This is a genomic window from Streptomyces sp. NPDC051218 (assembly GCF_044455475.1).
Lineage (GTDB): Bacteria > Actinomycetota > Actinomycetes > Streptomycetales > Streptomycetaceae > Streptomyces.
In genome coordinates, this window is the sequence record NZ_JBITEU010000003.1 from 54,837 (window position 1) to 75,489 (window position 20,653).

The 20,653-nt window shown below is 70.2% G+C and carries 22 protein-coding genes and 2 pseudogenes; 10 read left to right on the forward strand and 14 right to left on the reverse strand.

From position 1 onward, the window contains the following. Nucleotides 1-19 precede the first annotated feature (19 nt). Nucleotides 20-691, forward strand: coding sequence for a contact-dependent growth inhibition system immunity protein (locus ACIBCK_RS11270; protein ID WP_399389039.1), 672 nt, complete (start codon nt 20-22; stop codon nt 689-691). Nucleotides 692-788: 97 nt separating this feature from the next. On the opposite strand, the gene ACIBCK_RS11275 is transcribed toward ACIBCK_RS11270, so the two are convergent. Further along, the gene (locus ACIBCK_RS11275) at nt 789-1,112 is read right to left on the reverse strand and encodes a hypothetical protein (protein WP_399389041.1); all 324 of its coding nucleotides are present in this window, start codon (nt 1,110-1,112) and stop codon (nt 789-791) included. After that, a complete protein-coding gene (locus ACIBCK_RS11280; protein WP_399389043.1) occupies nt 1,109-1,579 on the reverse strand; it encodes a hypothetical protein in 471 nt (156 codons plus the stop codon). Before ACIBCK_RS11280 ends, ACIBCK_RS11275 begins: the two co-directional genes overlap by 4 nt. 310 nt (nt 1,580-1,889) lie before the next feature. Here ACIBCK_RS11280 and ACIBCK_RS11285 point away from each other — a divergent pair, with 310 nt between their 5' ends. Then, complete coding sequence (locus ACIBCK_RS11285) at nt 1,890-2,909, forward strand: Gfo/Idh/MocA family oxidoreductase (RefSeq protein WP_399389045.1); 1,020 nt, start codon at nt 1,890-1,892, stop codon at nt 2,907-2,909. 43 nt (nt 2,910-2,952) lie between these two features. Here ACIBCK_RS11285 and ACIBCK_RS11290 read toward each other — a convergent pair whose 3' ends face one another. Together ACIBCK_RS11290 and ACIBCK_RS11295 are read right to left on the reverse strand one after the other, a co-directional pair. Next, complete coding sequence (locus tag ACIBCK_RS11290; RefSeq protein ID WP_399389046.1) at nt 2,953-3,621, reverse strand: response regulator; 669 nt, start codon at nt 3,619-3,621, stop codon at nt 2,953-2,955. Nucleotides 3,622-3,686: 65 nt separating this feature from the next. Next, on the reverse strand, nt 3,687-4,961 hold the full coding sequence (locus ACIBCK_RS11295) for a sensor histidine kinase (protein WP_399389048.1): 1,275 nt from the start codon (nt 4,959-4,961) through the stop codon (nt 3,687-3,689). A 159-nt stretch (nt 4,962-5,120) separates the two neighbouring features. Between ACIBCK_RS11295 and ACIBCK_RS11300 the strand changes: the two genes are divergently transcribed. Continuing rightward, nucleotides 5,121-5,327, forward strand: a complete 207-nt coding sequence (locus ACIBCK_RS11300; protein ID WP_399389050.1) for a hypothetical protein — start codon at nt 5,121-5,123, stop codon at nt 5,325-5,327. A gap of 47 nt (nt 5,328-5,374) precedes the next feature. Here ACIBCK_RS11300 and ACIBCK_RS11305 read toward each other — a convergent pair whose 3' ends face one another. The 3 genes from ACIBCK_RS11305 to ACIBCK_RS11315 form a co-directional block, all read right to left on the reverse strand. Further along, entirely contained in the window at nt 5,375-5,803 is a 429-nt protein-coding gene (locus ACIBCK_RS11305) for a ribonuclease domain-containing protein (protein WP_399389051.1), read from the reverse strand. A gap of 125 nt (nt 5,804-5,928) precedes the next feature. Further along, the gene (locus tag ACIBCK_RS11310; protein ID WP_399389053.1) at nt 5,929-6,324 is read right to left on the reverse strand and encodes a hypothetical protein; all 396 of its coding nucleotides are present in this window, start codon (nt 6,322-6,324) and stop codon (nt 5,929-5,931) included. 33 nt (nt 6,325-6,357) lie between these two features. After that, nucleotides 6,358-7,272, reverse strand: coding sequence for a DMT family transporter (locus ACIBCK_RS11315; RefSeq protein WP_399389054.1), 915 nt, complete (start codon nt 7,270-7,272; stop codon nt 6,358-6,360). Nucleotides 7,273-7,462: 190 nt separating this feature from the next. On the opposite strand from ACIBCK_RS11315, the gene ACIBCK_RS11320 reads away from it, so the two are divergent. Next, nucleotides 7,463-8,203 (forward strand): SDR family NAD(P)-dependent oxidoreductase, encoded by a 741-nt coding sequence (locus tag ACIBCK_RS11320; protein WP_399389056.1) that lies wholly within the window; start codon nt 7,463-7,465, stop codon nt 8,201-8,203. Nucleotides 8,204-8,304: 101 nt separating this feature from the next. Here the strand turns inward: ACIBCK_RS11320 and alc are convergent, their stop codons facing one another. Both alc and allB read right to left on the reverse strand, forming a co-directional pair. Beyond that, nucleotides 8,305-9,420 (reverse strand): allantoicase, encoded by a 1,116-nt coding sequence (gene alc, locus ACIBCK_RS11325; RefSeq protein WP_399389058.1) that lies wholly within the window; start codon nt 9,418-9,420, stop codon nt 8,305-8,307. A 5-nt stretch (nt 9,421-9,425) separates the two neighbouring features. Continuing rightward, entirely contained in the window at nt 9,426-10,760 is a 1,335-nt protein-coding gene (gene allB, locus ACIBCK_RS11330; RefSeq protein WP_399389060.1) for an allantoinase AllB, read from the reverse strand. Between the two features lie 409 nt (nt 10,761-11,169). Here allB and ACIBCK_RS11335 point away from each other — a divergent pair, with 409 nt between their 5' ends. Further along, nucleotides 11,170-11,985: an IclR family transcriptional regulator gene (locus ACIBCK_RS11335; protein WP_399389062.1), complete on the forward strand. Its 816-nt coding sequence runs from the start codon at nt 11,170-11,172 to the stop codon at nt 11,983-11,985. 40 nt (nt 11,986-12,025) lie between these two features. On the opposite strand, the pseudogene ACIBCK_RS11340 reads toward ACIBCK_RS11335, so the two are convergent. From ACIBCK_RS11340 to ACIBCK_RS11350, 3 genes and pseudogenes are all read right to left on the reverse strand, one after another. Further along, a pseudogene (locus tag ACIBCK_RS11340) lies at nt 12,026-12,515 on the reverse strand (response regulator). 13 nt (nt 12,516-12,528) lie between these two features. Then, nucleotides 12,529-12,753, reverse strand: a pseudogene (locus ACIBCK_RS11345) (sensor histidine kinase); the annotation flags it as partial. Nucleotides 12,754-12,780: 27 nt separating this feature from the next. Beyond that, nucleotides 12,781-13,095, reverse strand: a complete 315-nt coding sequence (locus tag ACIBCK_RS11350) for a DUF5955 family protein (protein WP_399389064.1) — start codon at nt 13,093-13,095, stop codon at nt 12,781-12,783. A 157-nt stretch (nt 13,096-13,252) separates the two neighbouring features. Between ACIBCK_RS11350 and ACIBCK_RS11355 the strand changes: the two genes are divergently transcribed. Together ACIBCK_RS11355 and aceB are read left to right on the forward strand one after the other, a co-directional pair. Next, on the forward strand, nt 13,253-13,846 hold the full coding sequence (locus ACIBCK_RS11355) for an NTP transferase domain-containing protein (RefSeq protein ID WP_399389066.1): 594 nt from the start codon (nt 13,253-13,255) through the stop codon (nt 13,844-13,846). 226 nt (nt 13,847-14,072) lie between these two features. Further along, nucleotides 14,073-15,692, forward strand: a complete 1,620-nt coding sequence (aceB, locus tag ACIBCK_RS11360; protein ID WP_399389067.1) for a malate synthase A — start codon at nt 14,073-14,075, stop codon at nt 15,690-15,692. Nucleotides 15,693-15,810: 118 nt separating this feature from the next. Here aceB and ACIBCK_RS11365 read toward each other — a convergent pair whose 3' ends face one another. Both ACIBCK_RS11365 and ACIBCK_RS11370 read right to left on the reverse strand, forming a co-directional pair. After that, entirely contained in the window at nt 15,811-16,716 is a 906-nt protein-coding gene (locus ACIBCK_RS11365; protein WP_399389069.1) for a HipA family kinase, read from the reverse strand. Nucleotides 16,717-16,767: 51 nt separating this feature from the next. Then, nucleotides 16,768-17,433 carry a winged helix-turn-helix transcriptional regulator gene (locus ACIBCK_RS11370; protein ID WP_399389071.1) on the reverse strand — a complete coding sequence of 222 codons (666 nt, stop codon included), beginning with the start codon at nt 17,431-17,433 and terminating at the stop codon, nt 16,768-16,770. Nucleotides 17,434-17,517: 84 nt separating this feature from the next. Here ACIBCK_RS11370 and ACIBCK_RS11375 point away from each other — a divergent pair, with 84 nt between their 5' ends. From ACIBCK_RS11375 to ACIBCK_RS11385, 3 genes are read left to right on the forward strand one after another with little or no spacing between them, the layout of a single operon-like run. After that, the gene (locus ACIBCK_RS11375; RefSeq protein WP_399389072.1) at nt 17,518-18,729 is read left to right on the forward strand and encodes a pyridoxal phosphate-dependent aminotransferase; all 1,212 of its coding nucleotides are present in this window, start codon (nt 17,518-17,520) and stop codon (nt 18,727-18,729) included. Nucleotides 18,730-18,752: 23 nt separating this feature from the next. Beyond that, entirely contained in the window at nt 18,753-19,361 is a 609-nt protein-coding gene (locus ACIBCK_RS11380) for a C39 family peptidase (RefSeq protein WP_399389074.1), read from the forward strand. A gap of 35 nt (nt 19,362-19,396) precedes the next feature. Then, complete coding sequence (locus ACIBCK_RS11385; protein WP_399389754.1) at nt 19,397-20,638, forward strand: FAD-dependent monooxygenase; 1,242 nt, start codon at nt 19,397-19,399, stop codon at nt 20,636-20,638. The last annotated feature ends 15 nt before the right edge of the window (nt 20,639-20,653 follow it).

Here is a 20,653-nt window from a genome sequence, read left to right on the forward strand (position 1 = left end):
CCGTCCCGATGGAGCCGCTATGAACAGCCACTTCAATCCCGGAGAACGCTTCTATGAACTGGACAGCCTTCTAGAAGCCTATGCCCAGAACGGTTTCGCCTTCTCCGACACACCGGATATTCCTGGCCCCGGCCTTGCCTCATACCTCAGAATTGCCGCAAGAAATCCTGAGCGAGCCGCGACTGCAGTCCGTCAGATCGACGATCTACTGACCACAGGCCTCTTCTCCGAGGAAATCGCAGATGAAGTGGAGTATCTTCCACGGGTTCAGCCCCCCACCGGCATGAGCGTGGAGGACTGCTTGCGGATCGCGCGGGACCACATCCAGGCTGTTGCGCAGCATCCCGGACGAGACCTCTGGAGCAAGCCTGAGACCAGGTGGGAATGGAGGGAGAGATTCCCAGGGATTTCTGAACTGCTAGGCGCCTACTTCAACCAGGATCATCCGGACGAGTACGCCTCACACGATGAGGCTCTCAGCGACTACCTCTCCGCCACCCCTGGCGACGACCTCGACCGTGTCATGCGTGAGGTACCTGAACTGCTCTCGCTTGTGCAATCCGAGAGCGAACTGGACCAGGTGACGGAGACGTTGGGGCTCGAAGTTCTGCCGCCAAACGGTGCCACGCTTCGACAGTGGTTCGACTATCTCGGGTCCGCGATCGCCACCTATCGTCAGAGTCATCCATAGCCCAGGGTTGTTCCAAAATCCGGGGTACTGGACAGGGGTGGAGTGGCAAGATTCGGATCGCCTTCGAGCGTGGGAGAAGCTCGTCAGCCATATGGCATCAGGGGGCGGTTACGGCTGGTGCCTGGCGGCGCTGGCGGTGCTGGGGTTCCGTTTGGTCGATGCCCTCGCCCTGTGCAGCGGTGGATAAGTCAATCAGCGGAACCGGAGGGACCACGCCACCAGCGGCGGTCAGCATGCTCACGCCGTCGTCCATGGACGGCAGAAGCGTTTCCTTGCCAGTGTTGCGGTACTCCAGCGTCACGTAGTACGGCAGCAGCTTCTTCTGATCACCGCTCAACTCGAACTTGCTCAGGTCCGCCAGGCTCCCGGCGCGCACACTCTTGGGAGTGACTTGGATCGGCACGTTGCCCTTGGTGGTCACGTCCTACCAGACGGATGGAGCGGTCCGGTGCGCGGCCAGCAGGTTGCCTCCGTTGTCGTCGCCCTACCGTCACCGACCTTCCACAGGAGCGTGTCTCCGGCGTCATCGGTGTACGCGACGGTGGCGGGCTCGCCCTTGGGGAGCATCACGAGCTGGCATGCCGTCGTGGTGTCGCCTGGTGCGAGCGTGGCGGGTCCGCCCTTGTCGCAGTCTTCGGGGAGCGGTGAACTCGGTTCGGTGGCCAGGGTGTCCGAGTTCCACAGGGAGATCGCCTTGCCGGGTGTGCCGTTGGCGAGGGTGATGGTGAAGTTCGACTGGGGGGTCGGTTCCGACAGTGCAGATGAGCCGGTGTTGGTATAGCTGACGGTCAGGTAGTACGGGATCGTGCCTTTGAGATCGTCGTCCAGTTGGACGTCCTTCAGATCGGCCGCCGCGCCACGCGCGATGCGCTTGGGCGCGATCTTCAACTCATGCGCTTCGTCGCGGAAGCTCCACGTGGCTTTCCGTGCCGTCGACTCAAGGGGCAGCGCCTTTGCTGCAGGCCGTCACGAGCAGCGTCAGCACCCCCACTCCCACAAACCCAGTTGCCCCCCCGGCGTGCCCGCATCCCCCGACCCCTCTCTGTCCTGGTCATAAGTGGATCACTCTACGGGCCGGGGCGCGGAGGGGTGCGGATCGTTCCACTCGCCAGACGAGCGTCGCAGTGCACCCAACTCTGAAGTTCTATTGTCCGGACAAAGCATTGACAGGACCGCGGGCCGTAGCGAGGGTGGGGTCATGCGCATCGGATTGATCGGGACGGGTCGTATCGGCACATTTCATTCCGCGGCTCTGCAGCGGCATCCCGAGGTGGAGTCACTGGTCGTCGCCGATGCCGACGCGGGGCGCGCGGCCGGGCTCGCGGCGCGGATCGGTGCGGCGTCCGCGGCCTCGGTGGACGACATCTTCACGGGGAACGGCCGGTCGGGGGCTGTGGACGCGGTGGTGATCACCGCGGCGACCGCCGCGCATGCCGAATTGATCGGCAAGGCGGCGCGCGCGGGTCTGCCGGTGTTCTGCGAGAAGCCCATCGCCCTCGATCTGCCGGGCACTCTCGCCGCGCTCGCGGAGGTCGATGCCGCGGGCACGGTGCTCCAGCTGGGTTTTCAGCGCAGGTTCGACGCGGGGTATGTGGCGGCGCGGGAGGCCGTGCGGTCGGAGCGGCTCGGGCGGCTGCACACGGTCCGGGCGATCACGTCCGACCCGGCGCCGCCCCCGGCCGCGTACCTCCCGCTCTCCGGCGGGCTCTACCGCGACTGCCTCGTCCATGACTTCGACATGCTGCGGTGGGTGACGGGCCGTGAGGTGACCGAGGTGTACGCGACCGGTTCGGACGCCGGGCCGTCGATGTTCCGCGACGCGGGCGACGTCGACACCGCCGCGGCGGTCCTCACCCTGGACGACGGCACACTCGCCACGGCGACGGCCACGCGCTGCAACGGCGCCGGATACGACGTACGGATGGAACTGGCCGGGGAGGACGACCAGATCGCGGTCGGCTTCGACGACCGCACCCCTCTGTCGTCCGTGGAACCGTCGGGCCCGCCACCGCCCGAGAAGCCGTGGCCCGGCTTCCTCGAACGCTTCACCCCCGCGTACGAGGCGGAGCTCGCCGCGTTCGTGGATGTCGTACGGGGAGAGCGGTCGAACCCCTGTGACGGGCGGGAGGCGCTGGCGGCGCTGCGGATCGCGGAGGCGTGTGAACTATCGCGCAAGGAAGGCCGGTTGGTGAGGATGGCGGAGGTCGCGGGCGGCTGATCGCCCCCCCGGCCCGTAGGGGCGCTTCGCCCCGCCCAGCGGATTACTCCGCGTCCAGCAGCCCCGCGTCATGGGCCAACAGCGCGATCTGCACCCGGTTGTTGAGGTCCAGCTTCGTCAGGACGCGGGAGACGTGGGCCTTGACGGTGGCCACGCTCAGGAAGAGCTCGGCCGCGATGTCCGCGTTCGACGCGCCCCGGCCCACCGCCACCGCCACCTCCCTCTCCCGCTCCCCCAGCAGCGCGAGCCGCTCCAACGCCCGCTCGCGACGCCCCTGTTGGGGATTGACCCCCGTCACCTGCGTGATCAGCTGCTGCGTCACCGTGGGCGAGAGCACCGGCTCCCCCGCCGCGACCGCCCGTACCGCCGCGACGATCTCGGCGGGCGGGGTGTCCTTGAGCACGAACCCGGCAGCCCCGGCGCGCAGGGCCCGCAGCACCTGTTCGTCCGCGTGGAAGGTGGTGAGGACGATGACCTCGGGAGCGTCGGGGCGCTTGCGCAGGGCCTCCGTCGCCGCGAGGCCGTCCATGGTGGGCATCCGGATGTCCATCAGGACGACGTCGGGGTGGAGCTCGCCGATCAGCGGTGCCACCTGGGAGCCGTCCGCCGCCTCACCGACGATCTCGATGTCGTCGGCGCCGCCCATCATGAAGGACAGACCGGCACGGACCAGCGGGTCGTCGTCGACGAGAAGCACGCGGATCGGGTTCATGGCCCCACAGTAACGAGACGGGACCGCGCTGTTGCGCTCGGAGTTCGCCGTCGTGCCCGGTGCGGTCAGTCCCATGGCAGCCACGCGTCGACGCGGAAGCCGCCGTCCGCTGCGGACCCGTGTTCGATGCGGCCGCCCGCCAGCGTGGCCCGTTCCGTGAGGCCGATCAGTCCCTGGCCGGAACCGGGGACCTTCGGCACGTCGCCGGGCGGCGGCGGGTTGCGCACCGACAGGGTGAGGCCTTCGCCGGGGGCGCCGGACACCAGGACGGTCACCTCGGCGCCCGGGGCGTGCTTGCGGGCGTTGGTCAAACCCTCCTGGGCGATGCGGTAGGCGGTGCGGCCGACGGCGGCGGGCACCGCCGCCGGGTCGGCGACCCGGTGGTCGAGTGCGACCTTCATGCCCGCGCCGCGTGACTCGGCGACCAGGGTCTCCAGTGCGGCAAGGGTGGGCTGCGGCCGGCCCGATGCCTCCCCGTCCTCGCCACCGCCGCGCAGGACGCCGATCACCTCGCGCAGGTCCTGCAGCGCTTCGTGCGCGCTCTCGCGGATGACACCGGCGGCGCGCACGATCTCCTCGCGGGGCGCGTCCGGGCGGAACTCCAGGGCGCCCGCGTGCACGCTGAGCAGGGTGAGCCGGTGGGCGAGTACGTCGTGCATCTCGCGGGCGATGGACTCGCGGGCCAGGCGCTGGGCCTGCTCGGCGCGGAGCGTGGCCTCGTTCTCGGCGCGGATCGCGCGGTCGCGCAGGCTCAGCAGGAGCTGGCGGCGCGAGCGCACGAACATGCCCCAGCCGATGACGGAGGCGTTGATCAGCACACCGACGAGGACGGTGACGAGATACGGCAGGTCGGCGTCGGGCCGCAGCCAGTAGATGAACGGAACCACGGCGATCGAGAGCCCGCCGATCCAGCCGACGTACCGGAAGGGCCGGTGCACGGCGAGGGTGAACAGCGCGATGGCTGCGGCGCCGCCCGCGGTGTCCGAGGCCAGGCTGACCAGCACCATGGCGACCGCGAGGCCGACCGGCCAGCGTCTGCGCAACCAGATGGCGGCGCAGGCGAGCGCGCCGATCAGCTGGTCGGCCTCGGCGATGCCGGGCGAGACGTTCGGGTTCTTGCCGATCGCGTCCGCGCCCACCATGCCGATGACGACGGCCACACCGAAGCAGGCGAAGTCGACCACCCAGTCGCGCGCTGTCCGGCGGGGCCTGCGCCCGCCTTTGCGCGGCCCGCGGTCCGGGTCGAACTTGGCGGCGACGGCCGAGGGCAGCGCCCATGAGCGCCTGGCCAAGAGGGCCGGGGGCGCCGGGGGATCAGGCAGGGGCTCATTGCCGCTCATGGTCGACAAATCTACGCACTGCCGAGGGCACAGGGCGCCGTCCGGACATGATCGTCTACCAAAGTCGCGCAGGCGGAGACTTTCGGAGGGGGTGAGGAGGAAGAAGCCTCACCCCGTGGCCGATGCGCGAGGGGGGTCCACGGAGCGAGGCTCTTCGGTATGAAGCAGGTACTTGAGGTCTTCGGATTCCTTCTCCTCGTCCAGGGCGTGGCCGCCCTGGTGCACGAGCTGACCGGCCGGCTGAGCGGCTGGGGTCTCGTGCGGCGGATCGGGTTCCTCGACGGTTACGAGGTCTTCGCGGGCGTCACGCTGATCGTGCTCGCGGTCGCGCTGTTCGCCGTCGCGGAGAGCCGGAAGACCCGCTAGTGCCTGCTGATGCGGGGTCGCTGCGGTCACGGGGGGCCGCAGCGGGCTCAGCAGGCGTAGTCGACCAGGTCGAAGGACTCGTAGTGGTCGGCGGTGTAGTAGTCCTCCTGGTTCTCCTCACCGGTCACGATGCGGCGGGCGCCGCGGTCCGGTGAGCCCGGCGTCTTCACGGTGAACTCGTGGTAGTAGCCGGAGCCCTGCGAGGGAAGGATGCCTTCCCTGTTCTGGAAGACGGTGCCGTCCTGCGGGTAGGGGTAGGGGCCGCCCGCCTCGATCAGATCCAGGGTGTCGTGCGCCTGGGCGGGCAGCGCGGAGTAGCAGATGTCGCCGACGGCGACGACGGCGGTGACGGAGTACGCCGTCGACACGGGGGCGTGGTGGTCGGGGAGCGCGCTCGCGGAGGCGGCGACGGGGGCGCCGACGAACAGGGCGGCGGCGAGGGCGGTGACGCTCACGATTCGTGGGGGGATTCGCATGCGACCAGTGTGACGCGCGTAGAGGTTGGCGTGTCAACGTCAAGTGCGCTGAATTTTCCGGGAGTTAACCAAGTGGCGCCGACACGTCCCCGGTTGGCCGCATGTTCGCCGCCGGCTCGCCGCCATCAGTCTTTGCGCGCGGCGCTCTTCGCGGCAGCGATCCGGTGCTGCGCCATGTACTCACGCATCCGCAGGCTGGTGGTCCCGCCGGTGTAGAGCACCGCGCCGGCCACCGACAGCGGCACCGAGAGCCCCAGCCAGCCCAGCATCTCGGGCCAGCGGCGCTGGGCGCGGCAGTCCTCCCAGGTGGAGTCCTGCCAGGTCGGGGCGTCCCCCTCGTAGAAGAGCACCGACTGGCACTTGCGGCTGCTGGACGAGTCGTCGTCCTCTTCACTGAACGGCGCCATCAACTGCCAGGCGAGCACGGCCCAGATGACACCTGCGGCGAGGAACAGCACCCCGCCCCAGATACGGCGCTTCTCCGCGCCCGCGGCGAAATCCTGCTCGAAGTACTCGTTCATGCGCTCCCCCTGGTGGATCGACCACGGAACGTATCACCGCACCCCGCGGCCCCAACTGGTCCCCACCAGGACCAGCACACCTCCCACCAGACCCACCACCCCGAGCCGCTCCCCGCCCACCGCGATCCCCACGGCAGCCGCCCACAGCGGCTCCGTGCCGAGCAGCAGGCTCACCCGCGATGGCGAGGTCCTGCGTACCGCCCACATCTGCACGAAGAAGGCGAAGAGCGTGCAGAACACGGAGAGGAAGAGCAGCCCTGCCCACTCGCGCGGACCGAAGTCCACGGCGACGGACCAGGGCGACGCGCCCGTTCCCGCGGCGGCGAGCACCGCGAACACCAAGACGGCGGAGCCCAGTTGGACGGTGGTGAGCGGCAACGACGCGGCGTCGTCGGCATCCTTGAGCGCCTTGATCCTGGACATCGCGAGGACGTGCACCGTGCGGGCGAGCGCGGCGAGAAGCATCAGGCCGTCACCCATGGACGGCTGCGTGAAACCGCCGCCCTGAGTCAGCAGGACCACGCCGAGCACGGAGAGTCCCGCCGCCGCGAGGAAGGCGCGCGGCGGCCTCCTCCGCGTCACCGCGGCCTCGGCGAGCGGGGTGAAGATCATGGTGAGGCTGATGATGAGGCCCGCGTTGGTCGCCGATGTGTGGACGACGCCGTAGGTCTCCAGGAGGAAGATCCCGCTCAGGACGAGGCCGAGCGCTCCCGCTCCGCGCCACTGCGGCGCCGTCAGCGCGCGCAGGCCTCGCCATCCGGCCACCACGAGTGCCGGCAGCACGACGGCGAACCGCAGGACCAGGACCGCGACGACCGTGTGTGTCGTCGTGATGCCCTTCGCTGCGAGATAGCTGGCGCCCCAGACCACGGCCACGAGCAGGACGGGCAGATCGGTGAGCCAGGCGCGGCGCGCTGCGGGCGCGGCGGGAGCGGTGAGCGTCGACACGGGGCGCGGTCTCCAACAGGTGGGGCGGTGTGGAGACTTCGGCGGCTCTCACGCGGGGCGATCACCGTATCCGCTCCGGCGGGAAATCGGTGTCCATTTCCCGCCAGCGACGGCGGAACCAGCCCGCTTTCATTGAAGCCACGGAACTTCTCGGGCGACACGGCCCTTTCTACGCAAACGAGGCTCTGACATGTCTTCTCTGACCGGCAGGACCGCACTCGTCACCGGCGGCAGCCGAGGCATGGGCGCGGCGATCGCCCTGCGGCTCGCTCTGGACGGTGCGGACGTGGCCATCACGTACGTCAAGGAAGAGGCCGCGGCTCTGGACGTCGTGGCCAAGATCGAGTCGGCGGGGCGGCGCGGGTTCGCCATCAAGGCCGACGCCGCCGACCCCGGCGACGCGGCGGGCGCCGTGGAGCGCGCGGCCGACGACCTGGGCCGGCTCGACATCCTGGTGAACAACGCGGGGATCGGAGCCCTGGGCCCCATAGGGGACTTGGCGCTCTCGGACGTCGACCGGGTGCTCGACATCAACGTACGTTCGGTCTTCCTCGCCTCGCAGGCGGCGGCCGGCAGGCTGGCCGACGGGGGCCGGATCATCTCGACAGGCTCGGCGCTCGCCCGGTACTCCGGCGGGGGCGGCGGCACGCTGTACGCGATGAGCAAGGCGGCCCTCACCGGCATGACGAAGCCCCTGGCGCGGGAGCTCGCCGGGCGCGGGATCACCGTGAACGTGATCCACCCGGGCGCGATCGACACGGACATGAACCCGGCCGACGGGCCGTTCGCCGAGCCGCAGAAGGCGGGGACCGCGCTGGCCCGCTTCGGCTCCGCCGACGAGGTGGCCTCGCTCGTCGCCTACCTCGCCGGGGAGGACGCCGCGTTCATCACGGGTACGGAGCTCGTGGTCGACGGCGGGTACACCGCCTAGCCGAGGATCGCGGGCAGGGGTTCGCAGGCATGGGTATGGGGCGCACCGGGGCTGTCCACCCGGTGCGCCCCACGTTCTTCGGGGGCTTCAGCCGAAGCTGATCAGCCGCCCAGCTCCTGGTGGCGTGCCGCCAGGCGGCTCGCGCCCGCCTCGGTCAGCGAACCGAAGAGGTGCAGCCGCGAGATGCCGCCGTCCGGGAAGATGTCGACGCGCACGTGCGTGCCGACGACCGGGGCGTCCAGGACGAAGCGGTGGTTGGTGTCGGGCTGCAGCCGGGTGCGGGGCAGCGCCTCGACCCACTCGCCGTTTTCGCCGTCACGGACCGAAAGGGCGGCCCAGCCCGCCGAGTTGCCCTTGAGGTACGCGGTGTCGATCTCCACGACGCGGATCTCGGACTGCTGCACCAGCTGGTAACGGATCCAGTCGTTGCCGTTGTCGCGGCGGCGGCGGGTCTCCCAGCCGTCGTCCATCTTGCGGGAGCGGCCCGGCTGGATGGTGTTGGTGGCCGGGGAGTAGAAGCGATCGGACGCGTCCTCGACCTGGCCGCCGTTCTCCAGGGCGACGACGTCGAACGTGCCGAGCGCCGCGAGCCACTTGGGGTCGGCGATCACTTCACCGTAGACGCGGAGGCGCGCGATGCCGCCGTCCGGGTGCTGGTTGACGCGCAGGTGCGTGAAGCGCTGCTCGATGTCGACGGCGAAGCCGTTGGCCGCGTGGCCGCCAACTGCCGTGCGGGGCACGACAGTCGTCCACTTCACGTCGTCCGCGAGGAGCTCCTCGGGGGTCGGCGAACCGTCGACGCTCGTGCCCTCGACGGACACGGCCTGCGGGTAGTTGCCGCGGAAGTGGGCGGTGTCGATGACGATGCCGCGTACGACGCCGGGGGCGCCGAGGCGGACCAGCGCCCAGTCGTGGTCGTCGGCGGTCGGCCACGGGTGCTCGCCGGAGACACCACGGCGGCGGCGGGTCTCCCAGCCGTCCATGACCTTGCCCTTGTGGCCGAAGTGCTCCGGATCGAACACGGCGGCGTGGTCGAGGAGCAGGTTCTCGCGCATCGCGAAGAACTCGTCGTTGGCGGCGATCACACCGGCGCCGAGCTGCCGGTCGGCAAGGTTGGCGTACTGCGTGAAGGGGAAGTCCGCGGTGCGGTAGTCCGCGTAGGGGTCGCCGCCGCCGTAGGGGCTCGCGTCGCCGGTGAAGGAGGGTATCGCCGTCACAGTGATCAGTTCTTCCTTTCCAGAAGTCGGCCTGCGGGTTCGCTGAACTCGCCGCCGTGCAGAATGCGTTCGCCGCGCAGCCAGGTGGACTTCACGACGCCGCTGAGGGTCTTGCCCGCGTACGCCGTGACTCGGTTCCGGTGCTGCAGCTCCGCGGGGTCCACGGTGAAGGTCTCGTCGGGCGCGAGGACCGCGAAGTCGGCGTCGCGGCCGGCCTCGATGGCGCCCTTCTGGTCGAGTCCGACCAGTTCGGAGGTGCGCGTCGACATCCAGCGCACCACGTCCTCGAGGCTGTGGCCGCGCTTGCGGGCCTCGGTCCAGACCGCGGGGAGGCTGAGCTGGAGCCCGGAGATGCCGCCCCACGCGGTCGCGAAGTCGTCGGTCTTGAGGTCGGCGGTGGACGGCGAGTGGTCCGTCACGATGCAGTCGACGGTGCCGTCGGCGAGCGCGTCCCAGAGCAGGTCCTGGTTGGCGGCCTCGCGGATGGGCGGGCAGCACTTGAACTCGCTGGCGCCGTCCGGGACTTCCTCCGCGGTGAGCGTGAGGTAGTGCGGGCAGGTCTCGACGGTGAGCTTGACGCCCTCGCGCTTGGCGGCGGCGATCAGGGGCAGCGCGTTCGAGGACGACAGGTGCAGTACGTGGACGCGGGCGCCGAGCCGCTTGGCGAGCCCGATGAGGCCCTCGATCGCGGCGTCCTCGGAGACGCGCGGCCGGGTCTCCAGATAGTCCGTGTACTTGGGGCCGCTCTTGTGCGGGGCGGCGTCCAGCTCGTGCGGGTCCTCGGCGTGCACGATGAGCAGCCCGCCGAACCCGGCGATCTCCGCCATGGAGGTGGCCAGGCGGTCCTGGTCCAGGTGCGGGAACTCGTCCACGCCGGACGGCGAGAGGAAGCACTTGAAGCCGTAGACACCAGCGTCGTGCAGGGGCTTGAGGTCGCCGACGTTGTCGGGCAGGGCGCCGCCCCAGAAGCCGACGTCGATGTGCGCCTTGGCGCGGGCCACGTCCTGCTTCGTGCGCAGGTTGTCGACGGTGGTGGTCGGCGGCAGGGAGTTGAGCGGCATGTCGACCAGGGTGGTGATGCCACCGGCGGCCGCGGCACGGGTGGCGGTCCAGAAGCCCTCCCACTCCGTGCGGCCGGGGTCGTTCACATGGACGTGGGTGTCGACGAGTCCGGGCAGCAGGACGTCGTCGCCGAAGTCCTCGACCCTGGCCCCCGCCGGTACGTCGGCGTCGTGCGCCAGCACGGCCGCGATCTTCCCCCCGGAGACCGTGACCGTCGCCGGGCGGGTTCCCTGCGGGGTGATCACGCGAGTCGAGCGCAGCACCAGTTCTACGTCCACGTCCTCAACGCCCTCTCTTCGCTGTTGCCTGTGTGTTCGGTTGCCTGTGTGTTCGGTGTTGCCTGTGTGTTCGTTCTTTTCCGCTACACAGACCATTCGTTTCCGCTAAACGGAATTCAACGTTCTGTTGAATGAGTCTTCACGGCCAACCCCGAACCGTCAAGAGGCCACCTGGAGCACTCTGGACGTTTCCACAAAGTGGAATTAGAATTCCACAGGCCAGAACGTAGCTACGCACAACCGGGCCGTCAGACGATCACCGGGGGTGTCGGCGGAGAAGCGGACAAAGGCTCCCCGACCGGTCCCTGAGCAGCCCTGACCGGCTCGGATGCCAGAGCCGCGAAGGGACCTCGCGAGGAACCGCCCGGTAGGCTGCTGCCTTGCCCGTCAGCCCCGAAAGGACTGCGCCGTGCCGACGTCAAGCGCCAGCGACGCCTCCACCGAAGTCGCCGCCTCCAAGCCGCCCGCTGCCAGCGGTGGTGTCCAGTCCCTCGAGCGCGCCTTCGACCTCCTCGAACGGATGGCGGACGCCGGAGGCGAGGTCGGCCTGAGCGAGCTCTCCGCGAGCAGCGGCCTCCCGCTGCCCACGATCCACCGCCTGATGCGCACGCTGGTCGCCTGCGGCTACGTACGTCAGCAGCCCAACCGCCGCTACTCCCTGGGCCCGCGCCTGATCCGCCTCGGCGAATCGGCCTCGCGCCTTCTGGGCACCTGGGCGCGCCCCTACCTCGCACGTCTGGTCGAGGAGACCGGCGAGACCGCGAACATGGCGCTGCTCGACGGGGACGAGATCGTCTACGTCGCGCAGGTGCCGTCCAAGCACTCCATGCGCATGTTCACCGAGGTGGGCCGCCGGGTCCTGCCCCACTCCACGGGTGTCGGCAAGGCTCTCCTCGCCCACACCCCGCCGGAGGAGGTGCGGGCCCTGCTCTCCCGCACCGGGATGCCCGCCGCCACGGAGAAGACGATCACCACGGCGGAGGGTTTCCTCGACGCGCTCGAGGTGGTCCGCGGCGCGGGCTACGCCGTCGACGACAACGAACAGGAGATGGGGGTGCGCTGCCTCGCGGTGTCGGTCCCCAACTCCCCCACGGCGGCGGCCATCTCGATCTCGGGCCCGGCGGGCCGGGTGACCGAGGCCGCAGTGGAGAAGATCGTGCCGGTGCTGCAGGAAGTGGCGGTGGAGCTGAGCGCCGCGCTGGCCAGCTCGGGTCCGGCGGCGTAGTCCTGAGGCGTCGGGGCATGTGGGCGACTCATATGGTCGCCTACTGACCGGCGCCGCCGCCCCGGATCACCCCCCGCCCTGTCGCCACCGCCACGGCGGCCGTACGCGATGCGACGCCCAACCTCGCGTAGACACCTCCAACTCCCGCGCGGTCAGGGCCTCCCCGGGCGCCCGCATCCGGTCCATCAGCCGATGGGCGATGGCGGGCGCGAGCGCGGACTGCCCAGCGGCCACGGTCCGCACCGCCGCAGCAAGCTCTTCCGGCGGCGCGTCCTTCAGGAGATATCCCGCGGAGCACCGGGCTCCGCGGTGATCGCGGCCGTGGCCTGCGCCCCGTGCACCCCCGCCCCGAACTGAAAATCCATCAGTACGACGTCGAACCCGCCGGCCGCGGCGAGCGACACCGCGCCCTCGGCGGTCGCCGCCTCCCCCAGCACGGCGAATCCGGGCTCGGTGTCGAGCACCGCGCGCAGCCCGGCGCGTACGACGGGATGGTCGTCGGCAAGAAGCAGCCGGATGGGCTCCGGCACCGCGGAGCGGCGCTCACGACGCGGCCTCAGTGGGGAGCGGCAGCGTGACCGCGACGGCCGTCCCCTGCCCCGGCGCCGACGCGAGGTCGAAGCCGCGGCCGTCGTCGACGACGTCCAGGGACACCGAGGTGTCCATGAAGCTCGCCGTGATCTCGGCGCGTTCCGCGCCCGCGTGCTGCAACGTGTTGGCCAGGGCGGACTGGGCGGTGCGGTGGCCGGGAGGGGGCCTGGGAGATGGGCGGAAGGAAGTCCGGGAGGTGGGGGGTTACTTCGGGGTCGGGTCGCCGAAGAGTTCTACCGCTCCTCGGACCGCCGCGAGGCCCGTGGCCAGGGCGCTGACCGAGCCGATCGCGCTGGCGACCAGCAGGAGCGAGCGGCGCAGTCTCGGTACCTCAGGGGCGCCGCTCTGGGCCATCGCGGCCAGCGCCGCGAGCTCGTCCTCGGCGATGCCCCGGTCGGGGAACTCGACCGGGTGCGCGGCGAGCTCCCTGCGCAGCCGGGACACAGCCGTGTCCAGCTCCGCGACTCGCGGATCCTCATCGCTGTCGGCCACTCGCCTCTGCCCCACGCTCCGCAACACAGCTCTCCCCCTGCTCGTTCAGATCTCACCGTCCCCGCACGGCGTTGGTCAGACACCAGAGGGACGCGGGTCAGTAAACGCCACGGGAAGCGGGACGCGCCACTTTCCGGCCGGAAGACACCGCACGGGCAGGGTGCGGTATGCAGGAGCCATGACCATGACGAATCCGACGATCGCCGGGCTGCTCCTCGCCGCAGGCGGTGGGCGGCGGCTCGGCGGCCAGCCGAAGGCGCTTCTCGACCACCGGGGGCGGCCCCTCGTGGAGCACGCGGTCCACGTACTGCGCGAGGGCGGCTGCACGCGCGTGCACGTCGTGCTCGGCGCCGACGCCGACGCCGTACGGGAGAAGGCCTCGCTCCCCGGCTGCGTGCTGATCGACAATCCCGAGTGGGCGGAGGGGATGGGCTCGTCCCTGCGGGCCGGGATCGCGTCCCTGCGCGGCGGCGAAGCGGACGCCGCCCTCGTCTCCCTCGTCGATCAGCCCGGCATCGGCCCCGCCGCCGTGGCCCGCGTGTACGCCGCCTACCGCTCGCCCGCCACCCTCGCGGCCGCCGCGTACGAAGGGGAACGCGGCCACCCCGTGCTCTTCGGCGCCGACCACTGGCCGGGTATCGCGGCGAGCGCGGTCGGGGATCGCGGGGCGCGCGCCTATCTGAAGGAACACGCGGGAGACATCACACTCGTCGAGTGCGGGGACGTGGCCCAGGCGTACGACATCGACACGCCCGCCGACCTGATCCACCTTGAGTGACCGGCATGGCACTCAGCGACACGTTCTGTCGATGAAGAGAATCTCGACATCAACAGACGATTGAACTTCCACTATGAGGAAACTAGTATCCACTGTTCAGAAGCACCCGTTCCCTCAAGTGGGGTCCACGGCCGTATCTCGGCTCCGGTGGCACTGAGTGTCACTGCGAATGCCCGGCGGTCGCCGCGGCACCGCTTGTGAAGCTCGCTGAAGGAAGTGACAGCTCATGTCCGCACCAGCGCAGTCCCCGCTGGCCATCGTCGACGCGGAGCCTCTGCCGCGGCAGGAGGAGGTCCTCACCGACGCGGCCCTCGCCTTTGTGGCCGAGCTGCACCGGCTCTTCACGCCCCGCCGTGACGAGCTCCTCACCCGCCGCTCCGAGCGCCGCGCCGAGATCGCCCGCACCTCCACGCTCGACTTCCTCCCCGAGACCGCGGCGATCCGCGCGGACGACTCCTGGAAGGTCGCCCCGGCCCCGGCCGCGCTCAACGACCGCCGCGTGGAGATCACGGGCCCGACCGACCGCAAGATGACCATCAACGCCCTGAACTCGGGCGCCAAGGTCTGGCTCGCGGACTTCGAGGACGCCTCGGCGCCCACCTGGGAGAACGTGGTCCTCGGCCAGCTCAACCTGGCCGACGCCTACGAGCGCCGCATCGACTTCACGGACGACCGCAGCGGCAAGTCGTACTCGCTCAAGGACGCCGACGAGCTCGCCACCGTCGTCATGCGCCCCCGCGGCTGGCACCTGGACGAGCGCCACCTGCAGTTCGAGGGCACCCCGGTGCCCGGCGCGCTCGTCGACTTCGGTCTGTACTTCTTCCACAACGCCAAGCGCCTCATCGAGCTCGGCAAGGGCCCGTACTTCTACCTCCCGAAGACGGAGTCGTACCTGGAGGCCCGCCTCTGGAACGACATCTTCGTCTTCGCGCAGGACTACGTCGGCGTCCCGCAGGGCACCGTCCGCGCCACGGTCCTCATCGAGACGATCACGGCCGCGTACGAGATGGAGGAGATCCTCTACGAGCTCCGCGACCACGCGTCCGGCCTGAACGCGGGCCGCTGGGACTACCTCTTCTCCATCGTCAAGAACTTCCGTGACGGCGGCTCGAAGTTCGTCCTGCCGGACCGCAACCTCGTGACGATGACGGCCCCCTTCATGCGGGCGTACACCGAACTCCTCGTCCGCACCTGCCACAAGCGCGGCGCGCACGCGATCGGCGGCATGGCCGCCTTCATCCCGTCGCGCAAGGACGCCGAGGTCAACAAGGTCGCGTTCGAGAAGGTCAAGAACGACAAGGACCGTGAGGCCGGCGACGGCTTCGACGGCTCCTGGGTCGCGCACCCGGACCTGGTCCCGATCGCGATGAAGTCGTTCGACGCGGTCCTCGGCGAGAAGCCCAACCAGAAGGACCGCCTGCGCGAGGACGTGAACGTCGCCCCCGGCGACCTGATCGCCATCGACTCGCTCGACGCGAAGCCCACGTACGACGGCCTGGTCAACGCCGTCCAGGTCGGCATCCGTTACATCGAGGCGTGGCTGCGCGGCCTCGGTGCCGTCGCCATCTTCAACCTCATGGAGGACGCGGCCACCGCCGAGATCTCGCGCTCGCAGATCTGGCAGTGGATCAACGCGGGCGTCGTCTTCGAGAACGGCAAGACCGCGACGGCCGACCTGGCCCGCGAGGTGGCCGCCGAGGAACTGGCGAACATCCGCACCGAGATCGGCGACGAGGCCTTCGAGGCCGGCAAGTGGCAGCAGGCCCACGACCTCCTCCTCCAGGTCTCCCTGGACGCGGACTACGCGGACTTCCTGACGCTCCCGGCGTACGAGCAGCTGCGCTGAGCTCGACCCGATGACTGAGCCCCCGGCACCGCACAGCGCCGGGGGCTCAGTCGTGCCCCAGGGGGCGCGCCCCGTAGGGGCGCGGGGAACTGCGCGCCAAGCCACAACCGACCCGCACCTAATCGATATGCCGCGACCAATCCTGCTCAGCCGCAGGCTCCCCGTGCAGATCAGGCACCCGCTTGAGCCAGGCCGGACGGCCCCTCTCGGTGGCGGCAGCACGCCTCGCGTCAGCCGCCGCCAGCTCCCCCCGGGAGGGGAAGTCCACCGGCAGCCAGACCGCCGAGGCACGCGCGCGGGCCAGCAAGAAGGCGACGTACGCCTCACGCACCTCGTCGGGAGACGTAAAGCCCGGCTCGTGGGCGAGCCACGCGTCCGGGACCAAGGCGGCGATGTCACGGAGGACGGACTCCGTCACGAGAGGCGCCAGCTCCGCATCGGCGGCAGCCGTATCGGGGGCGTATCCCCCGAGGGCGTGATGGCGGAAGTCGTACGCCTTGTCCGGCGCCGTCGCGCCCCAGCGGTGGTGGAAGACCAGGGCCGCGCCGTGGTCGATCAGCCAAAGCCTCGGCGGCTGGATGCCGAACGTCGGCCAGATCATCAGGTTCGAGCTGTGCACCGTCCGGTCGACGTTCGCGGTGAGCGCGTCGAGCCACACCACCTTGCCCGCCTCCAGCGGGTCCACGTCCAGCGCCTCGGGGGTGAAGTCCACGGCGCCCGGCAGGAGGTCCATGCCGAGGTTGAGGCCCGCGCTGGCGTGCAGGAGGTCCTGGACCTCCTGGTGCGGCTCGTCGGCCGCGACCGCCGGGTCGAAGTGGACCAGCACGAGCTCGGGAAAGCGGAGGCCGAGGTGGCGGGCCAGCTCACCGACGATGATCTCGGCGACCAGCGCCTTGCGGCCCTGCGCCGACCCGGTGAACTTGACGACGTACGTCCCGAGGTCGTCGGCCTCGACGACACCGGGCACGGAGCCCCCGGTCCGCAGCGGGTTCACATACCGGACAGCAGTCACTTCACGCAGCACCCGGCCACTGTATGCCGGTCGCCCGCCGGACCACGATCGGCTTTTCCCCGGTCAGGACGCGCGCAACGCCTTCGCAAGGACGCCCTCGCCGGTCAGGTCCACGCGGCCCGTCCGCACTCCCTCGCCCACCGTCAGGACTCCCCCGCTCACCGCCACGCACGTCTCGGCGTCCATGACGAGGCGGGCGTCCGGTTGCGTCGGTGCCGGTCCGTCGCCGTACGACCCTCCCCCGACTTCGATCCCGTCCCCGAGGCGTACGTGGAACTCTCCCTCGCCCAGAGCGACTTCGAGCACTCCCCCCACCCCGAGCCCCGAAAGGGCCCGCAGCAGCGGCAGTGCGAACCAGTGCGCGCGGACCGCGTCCGTGGGCCTGCGTTCCTGGAGCACCGGGGCGCCCCAGGTCGCCAGCGCCTGGAGGACCGGCAGCAACTCCCGGCCCCGATCGGTCAGTTCGTAGACGTACGCGGCCGAGGGCGGGGGCAGGCGGCGGCGTGTCGTCAGGGCCTCGCGCTCCATGTCCTTGAGCCGGGACGCCAGGACGTCCGTGCTCACGCCCGGCAGGTCGGCGTGCAGATCGGTGTAGCGGCGCGGGCCGGCCAGGAGCTCCCGGACGATCAGCAGGGTCCAGCGGTCACCCACTGCGTCGAGGGCACGGGCGGCGGCGCAGAACTGGTCGTAGCTTCGGCGGGACCTGGCGGCAGGTGGCGTGTGACCCATGCGGCACAGTCTATGCAAGTTGTTGGACTTTCCAAGCTCCAGCTTGGTAAAACCAAGTAACTCACGTCACGGGAGGCACAGCGCATGGAGTTCCGGCAGTCCAGCAAGCTCAGCGAGGTCTGTTACGAGATCCGGGGTCCGGTCATCGAGCACGCCAACGCTCTGGAGGAGGCGGGCCACAGCGTCCTGCGCCTGAACACCGGCAATCCCGCGCTGTTCGGCTTCGAGGCGCCCGAGGAGATCGTCCAGGACATGATCCGGATGCTCCCCCGGGCGCACGGCTACACGGACTCGCGCGGTGTCCTCTCGGCCCGCCGCGCCGTCGCCCAGCGCTACCAGGCGCTCGGGCTCGACGAGGTCTCGGTGGACGATGTCTTCCTCGGCAACGGCGTCTCCGAGCTGGTCACCATGGCCGTCCAGGCTCTCCTGGAGGACGGCGACGAAGTCCTCATCCCCGCACCGGACTTCCCGCTGTGGACCGCCGTGACGACCCTCTCCGGAGGCAAGGCCGTCCACTACACGTGCGACGAGTCCGCGGACTGGTACCCGGACCTCGACGACATGGCCTCGAAGATCACCGACCGGACCAAGGCCGTCGTGATCATCAACCCGAACAACCCCACGGGCGCGGTGTATCCGAAGGAGATCCTGGAGGGCATCCTCGACCTCGCGCGCCGCCACGGCCTGATGGTCTTCGCCGACGAGATCTACGACCAGATCCTGTACGACGACGCCGTGCACCACAGCGTCGCCGCCCTCGCCCCCGACCTCGTAGTCCTGACCTTCTGCGGTCTGTCGAAGACGTATCGCGTGGCGGGCTTCCGGTCCGGCTGGCTGGTCGTCACGGGGCCGCAGCAGCACGCGAAGAGCTATCTGGAGGGGCTGACCATGCTCGCCTCCATGCGCCTGTGCCCCAACGCCCCCGCGCAGTACGCCATCCAGGCCGCGCTCGGCGGCCGGCAGTCGATCCGTGAACTCACCCTCCCCGGCGGGAGGCTGTACGAGCAGCGCGACATGGCGTGGCAGAAGCTGAACGAGATCCCCGGCGTCTCGTGCGTGAAGCCGAAGGGCGCCCTTTACGCCTTCGCGCGCCTCGACCCCAAAATCCACCCCATCCACGACGACGAGAAGTTCGTCCTCGACCTGCTGCTCCAGGAGAAGATCCAGGTCGTCCAGGGCACGGGCTTCAACTGGCCGCGCCCCGACCACTTCCGCATCCTGACCCTCCCTTACGCTGACGACCTCGACGCGGCGATCAGCCGCATCGGCCGCTTCCTGAGCGGCTACCGCCAGTGATGTCACCGGACGACGGGGGTCGTGTGTCTCTCTGTTCCGCCTGCCAGGTCCCTTCCCTCACCCAGTTCGCGTCGCCCGACCTCGTCGGGCCCATCGTGTACGGCGAGTTCGACCGCGCGGCCGACCCCGCCTGGGCGGATTCGGGCGCGGCGACCCTCGACGACTACGCACGCTGGTGCGGCCACCTGTGCGGGCTGACGTGCCTGCGGATGGCGCTCGGTCCGTCCGCGCCCTCACTCTTCGAGCTGCGGGACGGCGCCCTGAAGTACGGCGGGTACACGGAGGATGCCGACGGCACGATCCGCGGGCTGATCTACGCCCCGTTCGCGGAGTACGTACGGGAGGTGCTCGGCGTCAACGCCACGGTCCACCGGCACCTCACGGTGGACGAGATCACCGGTCTGCTCGACGAGGGCCGCTCGGTCATGGTCTCGGTGCACTACGAGATCCGCCGCCCGCAGCGGCCTTCGCCCGGCCGGGGCGGCCATCTGGTGCTGGTCACGGGGCGTTCCGCGGACGGAGGCCTGCACCTGCACAACCCGTCCGGGATCGACGCCGGGACACGGACGGCAGACCTGTCGCTCTCGGACTTCGAGCCGTTCTTCGCCGGACGCGGGGTCTCCCTGCACTGACACAGGGTCACCCTTGCTGCCAGGATGGCGCGATGATGCGTGGAGGCAGGGTCGCCATCGTGGGGGGAAGCATCGCCGGATGCGCCGCCGCACTCGCCGCGTACCGCGGTGGCGCCGACGAGATCACGGTGTACGAGCGGGCCGCGGGCCATCTGGCGGACCGCGGAGTCGGGCTCGCGGTGCACAACTCCCGCTACGCGGAACTGGATTCCGCCGGATACCTGGACGCGGACATGCCGTGGGTGCAGCTGGCGCGGCGCCGCTGGTATGTGCGGGACGGGTCGGCCGCGGGGCCGCTCGGGCACGAGATCGGGACGATGCCGTTCCCGTTCCGTACGTACAACTGGGGTCCGCTGTGGCGTGAGTTGCGCGGCCGCGTGCCCGGTTCCGTGGACTTCCGCACGGGCGTGAGCGTGGACGAGGTGCGGCCGGGCGCGACGGAGGGCCCTGAGGGCGCCGAAGTGGTCACCGCCGACGGAACCGAGCGGTTCGACCTCGTGGTCGGCGCCGACGGCTACCGCTCCGTGGTCCGGACGGCCGCGTTCGCCACCGTCCGTCCCGCGTACGCCGGTTACCTCGCCTGGCGTGGTGCGTTCCCCGTCGACCGGCTCCCGGACCCGGAGCTGTGGGCCGAGGAGGACTGCGCGTACGTCGTCTTCCCCGGCGGTCATGTCATCGTCTACCGCATTCCCGACCAGGAAGCCGGCGGTCACCGCGTCAACTGGGTCCTGTACACGGCGCCGCCGCCCGACCTCGATCTGGGGCTCGGCCTCGACCTGAAGCTGACAGGCCCGACGAGCCTGCCGCCCGGCGGACTCACGGAGGCCCTCTCCGCTCATCTCACGTACGTGTGCGACGAGTTGCTGCCTCCCTACTGGGGTGATCTCGTCCGTGCGACCGCTCCCGAAGAGCTCTTCCTGCAACCGATGTACGACTTCACGGCGCCCCGCTGCACCGCTGGCCGTCTGCTCCTGATGGGCGACGCCGCCACCGTCGCCCGGCCGCACACCGGGGCCGGCGCGGTCAAGGCGCTGCAGGACGCGACGGTCCTGGAGTCCGCCTTCGCCACGGCCACGACCTGGCCGGACGCGCTCGACACGTACGACACCGACCGCACGGTCTCCGGTGCCGCGATGGTCGATCTGGGGCGGCGACTCGGCCGTGCGCTGGTCGAGGAGACGCCCCCGTGGCGGTCGATGGACCAGACGGCCCTTGAGACGTGGTGGAAGCAGGCCGACGGGGGCGGGGCGTTCGGGGGCCGTGAGCTGAGGCGGTGACCGTCGCCGCGGCTG

What these genes read in the sequence shown, in the direction of transcription:
- ACIBCK_RS11270 (WP_399389039.1), top strand. Translation starts at nt 20, where the DNA reads ATGAACAGCCACTTCAATCCCGGAGAACGCTTCTATGAACTGGACAGC.
- ACIBCK_RS11285 (WP_399389045.1), top strand. Translation starts at nt 1,890, where the DNA reads ATGCGCATCGGATTGATCGGGACGGGTCGTATCGGCACATTTCATTCC.
- ACIBCK_RS11290 (WP_399389046.1), bottom strand. Translation starts at nt 3,621, where the DNA reads ATGAACCCGATCCGCGTGCTTCTCGTCGACGACGACCCGCTGGTCCGT.
- ACIBCK_RS11295 (WP_399389048.1), bottom strand. Translation starts at nt 4,961, where the DNA reads ATGAGCGGCAATGAGCCCCTGCCTGATCCCCCGGCGCCCCCGGCCCTC.
- ACIBCK_RS11300 (WP_399389050.1), top strand. Translation starts at nt 5,121, where the DNA reads ATGAAGCAGGTACTTGAGGTCTTCGGATTCCTTCTCCTCGTCCAGGGC.
- ACIBCK_RS11305 (WP_399389051.1), bottom strand. Translation starts at nt 5,803, where the DNA reads ATGCGAATCCCCCCACGAATCGTGAGCGTCACCGCCCTCGCCGCCGCC.
- ACIBCK_RS11310 (WP_399389053.1), bottom strand. Translation starts at nt 6,324, where the DNA reads ATGAACGAGTACTTCGAGCAGGATTTCGCCGCGGGCGCGGAGAAGCGC.
- ACIBCK_RS11320 (WP_399389056.1), top strand. Translation starts at nt 7,463, where the DNA reads ATGTCTTCTCTGACCGGCAGGACCGCACTCGTCACCGGCGGCAGCCGA.
- ACIBCK_RS11355 (WP_399389066.1), top strand. Translation starts at nt 13,253, where the DNA reads ATGACGAATCCGACGATCGCCGGGCTGCTCCTCGCCGCAGGCGGTGGG.
- aceB (WP_399389067.1), top strand. Translation starts at nt 14,073, where the DNA reads ATGTCCGCACCAGCGCAGTCCCCGCTGGCCATCGTCGACGCGGAGCCT.
- ACIBCK_RS11370 (WP_399389071.1), bottom strand. Translation starts at nt 17,433, where the DNA reads ATGGGTCACACGCCACCTGCCGCCAGGTCCCGCCGAAGCTACGACCAG.
- ACIBCK_RS11375 (WP_399389072.1), top strand. Translation starts at nt 17,518, where the DNA reads ATGGAGTTCCGGCAGTCCAGCAAGCTCAGCGAGGTCTGTTACGAGATC.
- ACIBCK_RS11385 (WP_399389754.1), top strand. Translation starts at nt 19,397, where the DNA reads ATGCGTGGAGGCAGGGTCGCCATCGTGGGGGGAAGCATCGCCGGATGC.